The 8,873-nt window shown below is 61.7% G+C and carries 5 protein-coding genes; 3 read left to right on the top strand and 2 right to left on the bottom strand.

The window, feature by feature from the left end; translation table 11 throughout:
• Window positions 1-370: 370 nt before the first annotated feature.
• The gene (locus tag LJ738_RS05785; protein ID WP_227785360.1) at window positions 371-619 is read right to left on the bottom strand and encodes a hypothetical protein; all 249 of its coding nucleotides are present in this window, start codon (window positions 617-619) and stop codon (window positions 371-373) included.
• Between the two features lie 181 nt (window positions 620-800).
• Between LJ738_RS05785 and LJ738_RS05780 the strand changes: the two genes are divergently transcribed.
• From LJ738_RS05780 to LJ738_RS05770, 3 genes are all read left to right on the top strand, one after another.
• Complete coding sequence (locus tag LJ738_RS05780; RefSeq protein ID WP_227785359.1) at window positions 801-3,125, top strand: efflux RND transporter permease subunit; 2,325 nt, start codon at window positions 801-803, stop codon at window positions 3,123-3,125.
• Window positions 3,126-3,218: 93 nt separating this feature from the next.
• On the top strand, window positions 3,219-4,388 hold the full coding sequence (locus LJ738_RS05775; RefSeq protein WP_227785358.1) for a serine hydrolase domain-containing protein: 1,170 nt from the start codon (window positions 3,219-3,221) through the stop codon (window positions 4,386-4,388).
• 192 nt (window positions 4,389-4,580) lie between these two features.
• Entirely contained in the window at window positions 4,581-5,096 is a 516-nt protein-coding gene (locus LJ738_RS05770; protein ID WP_227785357.1) for an FKBP-type peptidyl-prolyl cis-trans isomerase, read from the top strand.
• A 126-nt stretch (window positions 5,097-5,222) separates the two neighbouring features.
• Here LJ738_RS05770 and LJ738_RS05765 read toward each other — a convergent pair whose 3' ends face one another.
• A complete protein-coding gene (locus LJ738_RS05765; RefSeq protein ID WP_227785356.1) occupies window positions 5,223-8,819 on the bottom strand; it encodes a DEAD/DEAH box helicase in 3,597 nt (1,198 codons plus the stop codon).
• Between the last annotated feature and the right edge of the window lie 54 nt (window positions 8,820-8,873).

Below are 8,873 nucleotides of genomic sequence, written 5' to 3'. Positions count from 1 at the left end.
CGGATGAGGAAAAGGAAATAACCTGGCTGATTTCTTTTTGTCTACCAACTACTTGTGTTTCTTAACAGGCTCTTAGTACCAATGTCACAGATAAACTCGGGGACTACTTCCGTTGGGTCAAACACATTATAGCCTAAAGCATTGATGAACGGCATCACCAAAGCCGTTTTAGTGGCTTCCTCAGTTTGAATATGGACAAGTTGTTTCTGCGCTCGCGACGCTAGATTGGACAGTTGGTCAATTAGCTCCATACGTTTTGGGTTTAGGTAGAATCCTGGTTCAACATGGAAAACGCATGTAATATAAAAGCCCGGCCCCATAATGGAGCCGGGCTTTTATATTAAAATCACTATTTAACCTTTTAACAGCTTTACAGCGACTTAGACGTTGACGCAACCGTAGTTTTCGTACTGGTCTTTACAGCAGCATTTTTGCCGCCTTTCATGCAGCAGGAGCCGCCGGCCATGCTGCCCTTCATGTCTTTGGTGCAAGTGGCCTTCATTTCGGTGGTGCAGGCGGCCTTCTTACCTTTTTTGCCAGCTTTATCGTGGCCGCCGTGGGCGAAAGCGGTGGTACCGGCAAATGCGAACAGGGCAAGGGCGAGCAGGGTCTTTTTCATAAGAATTAAGGTTGAGTTGAGGGGAAACAAAAGAAGAAAAAGCGGGGTTTTCTGGCTCCAAGATACGCGCTGCCTACCCATCTTATTGTGCTGGGCGTAGCAAATCTGCTTCCTTCGTTTCTCACTTTCCGCCGCTGCTCCGGCGCCTGCTTCGGCCGGTGCTGCTTAGGGTGGCTACCCGATGTCCCTTCGCCGCCTTGCTCATACTGCCCTGCTTGTGCTTGGGCTTCTTTCCGCCTTCAGCGCGTACTACGTCACCCAGCTGCGGTTCAACTACAATTTCAACGACTTCTACCCCGCTGGCGACCCCGACCTGGACTATTACCAGGGCTACACCCAGCGCTTCGGCAACGACAACGACTACCTGCTGCTGGGCGTGGAAGCACCCGCCGGCAAAACCGTGTTCGACCCTGCGTTTCTCGCGCAAGTCGACTCGCTCACGCAGCTGGCGCGGCGGCAGCGCCATGTGCTGCACGTCACCTCGCCCACCACGCTGGCAAACACAGTGGTCGAAGGGCTGGGCGCCTTCAGCCTGCCCTACCTCAACCCGCGCGAGCCCGGCCGGCGCGCCGACGACTCCACCCTGATTTACCGCACGCCCGGGCTCGTGGGCAACGTGTTCAGCCCCGATGCGCGGGCCGTGGCGCTGGTCCTCCAAATCACCCCGGACCTGACCAAGCCGCCCGGCGACTCGCTGTTTGCGGCCCTGCGCGGGGGCATTACCCGCCTGGGCCTGCCCGAAGAGCGGGTGCATTTCGCGGGCAAGCTAGTGGCCCAATCCGTGTTTGTCGACCGCCTGAAGTGGGAGCTGGTGGTGTTCATGTCGCTGTCGGTACTGCTGGTCACTGGGCTGCTCTGGCTCACGTTCCGCACGTGGTGGGGCGTGGTGTTGCCGCTGATTGTGGTGCTGGGGGCCATTTTGTGGGGCTTGGGCGTGATGTCGGCCTTTGGCGTGAGCATCGATTTGATGACGGCCCTGCTGCCGCTCATGCTCTTTGTGGTGGGCATGTCCGACACCATTCACATTATCAGCCGCTACGTGAGCGAGTTGGGCTACGGCGCCAGCAAGAAGGACGCCCTGCGGGTCACCATCAAGGAATCGGGGTTTGGGTCGGGCTTGTCGGCGCTCACCACCAGCCTGGGCTTCTTTACGCTGATGACCAGCACCATCCGGCCCATTCACAACTTTGGGCTGTTTACGGGCGTGGCCGTCATTCTGGCGTTTATTCTCAGCTTTACGCTGCTGCCGGCCATGCTGGTGCTGCTAGGCAAGCCCGAGCTGCGCGAGCCCCGCCGCCAGGGCCACAGCTGGGACGGCGTGTTGGGCCGTATGTTCCGCACGGTGCTGCTGCGCCGGCGCCTGATTTTCACGGTGAGCGGGCTGGTGCTGGCTACGGCCATTGGGCTCTCTACGCGGGTGCGCATCAACTCCTCGCTGCTCGATGACCTGTCCAAAAACGACCCCGTGCGCCAGGACTTCGCCTTTTTTGAGCGGCAGTTTGCCGGCGTGCGGCCCTTCGAAATGGAGCTGAAACCCACACCCGGACGCGACATCTACGACCTGGCCGTGCTGCAGGAAACCGAGCGCATCGAAGGCTACCTCCAGAACACCTATGGCCTGCGCTTTGCGGCCTCGCCAGTCACGCTGGTGAAGTCGGTGCGCAAGGCCCTGAACGGCGGCGGGCTGGCCGAATACCGCCTGCCCACTGATACGCTGGAGCTGCAGCGCCTGCGCAGCAAGCTCCGCCTGTTCCGTAAAAAGGCTGAATTCAGCGCCCTGGCCCTGCCCGACGGTTCGGCCGGGCGCCTCACCGGCCGCATGGCCGACGTGGGCAGCATCCGCGCCGATTCCCTGAACGACGCGCTGCGCCGCCACCTGCGCGCTACCGTCGACAGCACCGTGCTGCGCACCCGCCTCACCGGCTCTTCCAACCTCATCGACAAAAACAACGAAAACCTCACCCTGAATATGATTCAGGGCATGGCCATCGATGTGTTGATGGTCACGCTCATTGTGCTGGCCTTGTTCAAGTCATTGCGCATGACCATCGTGGTTCTCATTCCCAACCTGCTGCCCATCATCATTGTGGCCGGCGTGATGGGGCTGGCCGGGGTAAACATGAAGGTGAGCACCAGCATCATTTTCACCATTGCCTTCGGCATTGCCGTCGACGACACCATCCACTTTATCTCCAAGCTGCGGCTGACGCTGGGCAAAGAGCCCGACATCTTCAAAGCGGTGCGGCGCACGTATTTGCTGGCGGGCAAAGCGGTTATCACTACTTCGCTCATTCTGGTGGGCGGCTTTTCTACGCTGCTGTTCTCAAAATTTGACGGGACGTTTTACGTGGGGCTGTTAATTGGCTTGACCCTGCTGTTTGGCGTGGTAGCCGAGCTGACCTTGCTCCCCTTGCTGATTCTGTACTTCTATAAGCGCCCGGCGCCAGTAGCTGCTCCAGTTGCAACCGACACCCTTTCGGAAGTGAGGGGCAGGTCGGGGCGCTAGCACCACTGCCTTAGTAGGCTCTAACTTGGCGGCGCCATTCAAGGAAGGCCACGCCCGTAGCCTGAGCCGTTTTGCTACCCATTTAGCCCACCAATGTTCCGAAAGAAACTACTGCTGCTTGTGCTGCCGGTGCTGGCGGCCTGTACCCGCCCAGCCACACCGTTCAAACGCGTTTTAGGGCCCACCGTTTATTTCCCGGCGCCCGGCGACAACTGGCTTCGCCGCCGTCCCACCACCGAGGGCTTCGACTCCGCGCGCCTGGCCGAGGCCGTGGCCTTTGCCCAAACCCAGGAAACGACCCAGATGACGCCCAACTTCTCCACCCAGGAGGAGATTTTTGGCAAGCTGCTCGGGCCCATGCCCACCAGCCGCGCCGCCACCAACGGCCTCATCCTGCACCACGGCTACATCGTGGCCGAATGGGGCGACACCCAGCACCCCGACCCCACCTACAGCGTCGCCAAGAGCTTTCTGTCCACCATCCTGGGCATTTCCATCGACCGTGGGCTCATCAAGGACATTCACGACCCGGTGGCCAACTATATCAAAGACGGCGGCTACGACTCGGAGCACAACCGCCAGATAACCTGGGAGCACCACGCCCGCCAAACCAGCGAATGGGAAGGCGAGCTCTGGGGCAAAAACGCGGATTTCGTCGGCCACGAAGCCTTCGGTAAAGGAGAGCGCAAGCCCCGCGCCTTGCAGGCCCCCGGCAGCTATTACGAATACAACGACGTGCGCATCAATCGCCTGGCGCTGTCGCTGCTGCGCCTCTGGAAAAAGCCGCTGCCGGAGGTTCTCAAGAAGGAAGTGATGGACCCCATCGGCGCCTCCAACACCTGGAAATGGGTGCCCTACCCCAACGCCGTGGCCACCGTCAACGGCAAGCAGATGCCCTCCGTGAGCGGCGGCACGCGCTGGGGCGGCGGCCTCATCATCAACGCCCGCGACGAAGCCCGTTTTGGCTACCTCATGCTGCGGCAGGGCCGCTGGGGCCGGCGCCAGATAGTGTCTTCCAACTGGGTAAAGCAGGCCACCACCCGCGGCCCCGTCGGCCCCGACTACGGCTACCTCTGGTGGCTCAACACCGAGCAAAAAGCCTGGCCCGATGCCCCAGCCACCAGCTTTGCCGCCTTGGGCGCGGGCCAAAACACCATTTGGGTCGACCCCGAGCACGACCTGGTCATCGTATGGCGCTGGCACAACGGCAGCCCGAATGAGCTCATCAAACGCGTACTGGTAGCCCTAAAACCGCAGCCCTGACCGACATAAAATCAGCTCAATATTGCCTAGCAAATAGCATGTTGCATGCCTTGCTAAAATTAACTTGCTAGTTACCGTTACATTTAACCTCTTCCGTGTCTCAGTAGTAAAGTGAGCTACTTTGACGCCTACGCAGCCTAGCTTGCCCCAGTGATTTGCAAGCTTTGGCCTAGTTTTACAAAAAAACCGCAAATGAGAAAATCTATTTCCGCAACGGCGCTTCGGCTCCTGTTCCTGGCGCTGCCAGCCACCGCGGGCTTAATGACCACTGCCTGCAAAAAAGACCCTGAAGTTGTCACGCAGGATTATGCCGCTATCGACGAGAGCATCATCAAGCAATACATCACCGACAATAAAATCACCAACGCGCAGCGGCAGGCGTCGGGACTGTACTTCGTCCCCCTGACCACCGACCCCACGGCCGTGCAAGCGGTAAAAGGGAAAAATGTGACGGTACTATACACCGGCCAGTTCATGAACGGCACCGTTTTCGATGCTTCTTCCAAGAACGGCAACACGCCCTTCCCTTTCGTGCTTGGCAACGGTGACGTCATCAAGGGTTGGGACGAAGGCATTGCCCTCATGCGCAAGGGCGAAAAAGCTCAGCTGCTGATTCCTTCGGCCCTGGCCTACGGCCCAAGTGGCAAGGGCACCATTCCGCCCAACACCGTGCTCCGCTTCCAGGTTGAGCTGGTAGATGTGAAGTAAACCGTCCGGGTTCCAATCAAAAATTCCGACAACGGGCCAGCTGTACAATTCAGCTGGCCCGTTGTCGGAATTTTTGATTTAAATCCTTAATTGGGCTGAAATTGGGCTGAATTCGCTCGTGCTGCTTTAGCGCACCCGGGCCAGCAGGGCCGCGTGATGCGGCGCCCGGCTCAATATTTCCTCATTGCCGAGCAGCACCAACTGCTGGCGCGCCCGCGTGAGGGCCACGTTCAGCTTGCGGTCTACCTGGCCGGTTTCATCGGGCGATACCATCAGCTCCAGCTGGTGTTCGTGGTGGCAGCAGAAGCTCACAATGATAACCTCGCGCTGGCTGCCCTGGTAGCGCTCCACGGTATCGACGCTGACTTGAGCCAGCGCCGGCAAGCTTAGCTCAACTGCCAGTTGGGCCAGCCGGGCGCGAATGCGCGCCGCCTGGTTGCGGTAGCTGGCGATGATGCCCAGGGTAGATTCGGGGTTGAACAGCGGGCCGTAGCCCTGGGCTACGTAGGCGGCCGCGCGGGCCGCCAGCTCGGCCTCCTGGTCCGATTCTTTCATGGACAAATCCTCGGGCTGGCGCCGCGTGGGCACGAATACCACCCGCTGCGTGCGCAAGGAAACCGTAAAGCCATCGGCGGAATCTGGCGTGGGCCAGGCGCTGCGGTCCAGCGGGGCCGACTGCCAGGGCAGCGGGCAACGGAGCTGGTTGTCGTAGAAGTCCTGATTCACCAAAACCGCCAACTCCTGGTGCATGCGGTACTGGTCGGCCAGGGTGCCGTGGGCGTGCGGCCACTGGGCTTCGGCGCGGCGGAAAAGGCGCTCGAAGTAGGAGTTGCGCAGGTTGGTGAGGCCCAACTCCCCGCGCAGCAATTCGGCCACCTCGGGAGCCACGGCACTGGTTTCGGGCTCCTGCGCCACCACGGCGGGCAGCTGGCGGTGGTCGCCGATAAGGATGAACTTGCGCACTTTGGCCAGCAGCGCCAGCATGGGTGACTCCAGCACTTGGCTGGCCTCGTCCACCACGGCCAGGTCGAACTGCTTAATCATAAACAGCTCCGGCTTGCCCAGCAGGCTGGCCACCGTGCCCACATAGAACGGGCAGGTGCCGAGTCGGTCGCGCACGGCTTGGCGGTTGGTGCAGTCGCGCAGCATGTTATCGAGCAGATACGGCCGGTAGACGGGTGCAGTACCCAGCCGCGAGCCCACCCGAATGAACGGCAGCCCGGCTTGCACCAGCTGCTCACAGATTTCGTCCACGGCGCGGTTGGTGTACGCGGCCAGCAGCACTTGCTTGTCTTGTTTGTATAGGCTCACGGCCAGCTCCCGCAGCACGGCGCGGGTTTTGCCGGTGCCGGGCGGGCCGCAAAGCACAAACCAATCGGGGGCCGCCAGGGCGCGGGCCACCACTTCGGTAGCCGTTGTAGCCGGGCCGGCCGTGGGCGCCCAACCTTCCGGCTCGCGCGGCCCGGTGCGGGCCAACAGGCGCCGCCGGCGCTCCGGCGCCAGGCACAGAAAGGACGACAACCCGGCCCATTCGCGGCGGAAAGTATCGTAGGTGTCGGGCTCAAGCGCCCAATGCGAGTGGCCCAGCAGGTAGCGCGGCGCCATGCGGCGGTTGCGCACGCTCAGCACCACCTGGCCATTAGCGCCGAGGTCTTCGGCCAGCACCACTTTCACCACCTGGGCATCCAGCACGGTGAGCTGATGCGCGGGCGTTTTGGAGTTGAAATTGCCGTTTGTGGTGGAAGAGTCGGCATTTTCTCCTTCCTTGGCATTCCGACGCCGCGGGTAAAGAATGAGCGTATCGCCGGCCCGGAAGTTCACCTCCCGCCCATCGGCGGGGCGCTGAAAAATCAGGTGCGGGCCCAAACCGTCGCGGGCGCCGTCGTCGGCGTTGCTGTGGTCTTCGAGCAGCACCAAATCGTCGAGCAGGCTAAAGTTCTGGTGCTTACGGGCCTGGGGCAGCAGCCACAAGCCGGCCTGACCGCCAGCGTCGCCGGGACGGGCTTCGTCGCCGAGGAGCGTCAAGCGCATTTCGCGAGCTGTGAAACGGGCCAGTTCCAGGCAATAGGCGCGCTCTACGGTGTCAGCCGCAGCCCAGGCGTTGGCTACTTTTTCGGCTTTGGCCTTGCCGAAAGATGGCAGGGCCATCAGGTTGGGCTGCAGCACGGGGGCCAGCAGGTGGGCTGTTTGGCGGGGACCGGTGGCACGGGCCAGCTGCAGTTCGGTGCCCACCAGCTGGTTGCGGGCCGAAAGCAGCCGGTCAATCATGTCCTGGTCCTGGTCGACGCGGCGCACGGCAGGCTGCCCGCTGGCGGCGTTGGAGTACAGGATGCTGGTGCGGCCCCGGCCGGCGGTTTCGCCATCGGCGCCAAACACCGACTCTAGCAGGAGGCGGTAAAGCTGGGCCTGGGCCGCGTGGTTGCTCCAGGGTTCAGCGTACGGTACTTTGGTCGAGCTTTTTAGCTCAACTAAGTCGTAGCCAGTGGCGCTTTCGTGCAGCAAGTCAAGCCGGCCCTGCAGGCCGTAGGTTGCCGAAAGGAAGGTGGGCTCCAGGAAGCAGTCGGCCAGGCGTAGGGGCTCCTGCTGGTAGCCGGTGAGGCTCTGGGCCACGAAGCCCTGCACGCGGGTTTCGCGCAGGGTGCGGTGGTGGCGGCGCAGGTCGTTGAGCAGCTCCGGCACGCCGGTGCGGGTCTGGAATTCGGGCAGCGTGCTCAGCGACAACGGCGACGAGCGAAACAGGCGCTGCTTCAGAAATTTGTCCAGGTTGAATTCGGGCTCATCGGCCTCCGCACCAGCATCGGCTGCCGCGGGGTCCGACGTTTCATCTTCACCCGCTGGTACCAGATTTTTCGCGAGCACCTGGTTTAAGGAAGCTTTTTCGGCCTGCCGGGCGGCGTGGCTCACCTCCTCATCCAGGAGCAGGTTGACAAGGTTACCAAGCACTAGCGGGCGCGAGGTTTCATCGGGCAGAAATGCGTTTAGCAACGCCCACTCCGGGATGGTGCCATCCCTTTGAGCGCACTCGGCTACAGTGGTCACGCTTACCAGATAGTCGGGCTCGAGCACTATGCGGCGGGCGCGCACGCTGCCGTCGGGCAGCAGCACCGGGCCAATGAGGTGCAGCGTGGGATGCAGGGCTGCGGCCAGCGACAGCACGTTTTCGTAGGCCTCGGGCAGCACCAGGCGGAACGGGCCGGCGGGGCGGCCATCGGCTGGGGTGGCCATTTCCACGGTCAGCTCGCCGGTAGCTTCGTTGGCGTGCAGCACATTTACCCGCCAGGCTGCAGTGGCCGAGCTCGCATCCGGAACGAAGTTTTTTGCTGAAGCTACCTCATTTTCTCCAGCTTCAGTCTCGGGTTGAGTTGGGGTTTTGGGAGGCGTTGGACCCAGGTACGGGGCGCCGGTGAGGTAAAGCACCAGGGAGGCAACGGCCGCAAATCCGCTTGCCACTTCGGCGGGCGTGCCGGCATAGCTTTCGTGCACCACTAGGTTGGCAGAGAGGCGCAGGGCCTGGAGCTGCTGGCGCAGCGCTGCCGGCAGGTTTCGTTCGTACGCAATCAGCCCAATGGCCTGGCTCAGGTTGACAAAGGGCGCCTCCTGCCGCTGGCACTCGTCGCGCAGCACTGCTTCGAGCAGCTTGCGCAGCTTAGGCAGTTGGTCGGCAGGCGCGGCGGCCGCATCGGCGGCCAGTGCCGCGAGGCGAGGATGGTAACGGGTGGGCATCGGGGTAGAAAATCAGCAGCAGTATCTATAAAAGTAATGGATTCGGCGGCACCA

The organism is Hymenobacter plasmatis, from assembly GCF_020711255.1.
GTDB lineage: Bacteria > Bacteroidota > Bacteroidia > Cytophagales > Hymenobacteraceae > Hymenobacter.
Note: the sequence above shows the minus strand (reverse complement) of the source record. Positions and strands in the feature narration are given on the sequence as shown.

What these genes read in the sequence shown, in the direction of transcription:
- LJ738_RS05765 (WP_227785356.1), bottom strand. Translation starts at nt 8,819, where the DNA reads ATGCCCACCCGTTACCATCCTCGCCTCGCGGCACTGGCCGCCGATGCG.
- LJ738_RS05780 (WP_227785359.1), top strand. Translation starts at nt 801, where the DNA reads ATGTCCCTTCGCCGCCTTGCTCATACTGCCCTGCTTGTGCTTGGGCTT.
- LJ738_RS05775 (WP_227785358.1), top strand. Translation starts at nt 3,219, where the DNA reads ATGTTCCGAAAGAAACTACTGCTGCTTGTGCTGCCGGTGCTGGCGGCC.
- LJ738_RS05770 (WP_227785357.1), top strand. Translation starts at nt 4,581, where the DNA reads ATGAGAAAATCTATTTCCGCAACGGCGCTTCGGCTCCTGTTCCTGGCG.
- LJ738_RS05785 (WP_227785360.1), bottom strand. Translation starts at nt 619, where the DNA reads ATGAAAAAGACCCTGCTCGCCCTTGCCCTGTTCGCATTTGCCGGTACC.